The following is a 2,062-nucleotide window of genomic DNA, read 5'->3' as shown; positions in this document are numbered from 1 at the left end:
CTTCATTAGCTTCTGAATTATGCTTATCTTTCAGATCTGAAGCTAATTTAATAATATATCGCTTTGTGGAGACCAAATAACCGCTCATATCTCGAATAACAGAAAATAAACTATAAGCATCATTTAGCTTACAAGGCAAATCATGTCGACTATTTTTAATGTCAATTGTCATTTGATTATAGTTTTTATCATAATATACATATGCATTCCTTCTAGACTTATCTTCAAAGTTTGCGTGGAATGTTGAATCACTCATCAAGAAATTACGACTCTTAATCTCTGAGCAGAAATAAGGAAGCTCATCATGACAATTCAATCTAATTTCTAAAGCTCTCTTTCTAATTTGATCAAACTGTTTATCTCCTTCAGGTACTAGGTCCTGTAATCTTTTAGGTGCAATATCTTTCCAATTAATAAATGGATCAGTCATACGATGAACCATAGGAATCAATTCTACTGTTGACCTTAAACTACTCTCTATAATAATATTATTGATTTCATTTTTAGTTGCATCTACTTCATCAATAAAAAGAATACTGTTATCAATAATATTTGATTCTGAGAATCTATACTTCTTCACATAAATAGGATCTATAGAAGTAAAGAATCGTTTAACAGACATACAAATGATTTTATAATCCTCTACAAACATCGCAGGATATAAATCTCTTAACCAACTATACTTAGACTTAATGATTCTTTTTCTTTCGTCTTTACTGAATTTCTTAAAGTTAGGAGTCAGTAATTTCTTTCTTATATCTTTTCTAAAAGCTGAATCCGCATTTAATAGCTTATCTTGAGCCACTTTAAATAAATCCGCAGCGAGTGGTGCTTTATCCGAATGTTTTTGAATATACTCAGATTGATATTGATAAGATTTAAGACAGTTCTTAAGGTTCTTATAAGAATCCATCTTCTTATATTCATCAGGAATGATAGTTTCATCAAAATGATGCAGAATATTATCTATGATGCTTTCTACACGTATTACGTGAGATTTGTAATCATCCCCCAATGCCTTTTCTAAATCTTTCATTGGTAAGTTGTTTAGATTATTAGTGATGAATATAAAGTGTTGATTAAATGTTTTATAGTTGTTCTTCATCAATTGTACTGCACTATAGGACTTTGCAGAACCTGTAGGAGTATTCACAAAATACAATCCATTACTTCTTTGATCTAATATTTTTTTTAGTAAATCTTTCATTTATATCACCTCAAACTCATTGTAAGCCATTACAATTTATGAGAATATGAGTTTTTGATATTTTTTTCAGCCCGTAATTTCATTGTATTTATCATATTTTTTTCTTAAAATATAGTTATATAGAGCCCATAACTAGCGAGGGCTCAGGAGGAAATAGAAAAATGGAAAACATCGAAGTTACATTTTACCTTGATCCAGTGGCTCATAAGAATCTACAAAAAGATAGAAAACTATTTCATATGAGCCCTAAAGAAACTATTCTAATAAAAAGGATCATAGTGAATCATTATCCAAAATATAATCAAGAGACAAAAGAATTACACGATAGGATCAAAGACTCATTTAAAGATCAAGCAAGTCAACCATTAATTGAAGATGCTGTCTGGCAAATAAAAAAATATATAAGTGAGAACTCTATTGATAAATCTATTAGCACAAAGGAAAAACGAATTAAAGATAAGATACATTTCAGGGTGAATAATAACGAAAATCAATTAGAATGCGTTCTAGACGCTTGTCCAGTTAATGTATCTAGATCAGAGTTTATTGCAAATATTATCTATTCTTACTTAAATAATCCCCAGTATGAAAGAGAGAGAATAGTATTCAAAGAGGAATTAAAACAATTAGAAGATGCCATAAAAAATAATCAAGCTATAAAAATAAAATCTAAATATGACCGAACTCATAATAGTGATTTCCAAATCATTTATCCAAAAGAAGTATGTTTTTCTAATGAAGAGCTTTTTAATTATTTACTATACAAAAAAATAATTAAAGGAAAAGAATGTGCTAGATCAATCCACTTATACAACATTGATACCATATTTACACTTCCAGAAAATTGTACATTCA

Annotated in this window: 1 protein-coding gene and 1 pseudogene; one reads left to right on the top strand and one right to left on the bottom strand. The window is 28.9% G+C overall.

The annotated features are described in order from the left end of the window. The coding region (locus tag ACT8VG_RS10625) for a hypothetical protein (RefSeq protein WP_444195854.1) at positions 1-1,207 on the bottom strand (1,207 nt) is incomplete at its 3' end. 161 nt (positions 1,208-1,368) lie between these two features. Here ACT8VG_RS10625 and ACT8VG_RS10620 point away from each other — a divergent pair. Continuing rightward, positions 1,369-2,062, top strand: a pseudogene (locus ACT8VG_RS10620) (hypothetical protein); the annotation flags it as partial.

Origin of the sequence: Catenibacterium sp. (assembly GCF_052354645.1) — a bacterium.
Classification (GTDB): domain Bacteria; phylum Bacillota_I; class Bacilli_A; order Erysipelotrichales; family Coprobacillaceae; genus Catenibacterium; species Catenibacterium mitsuoka_A.
This window is presented reverse-complemented; position numbering and strand designations above follow the sequence as displayed.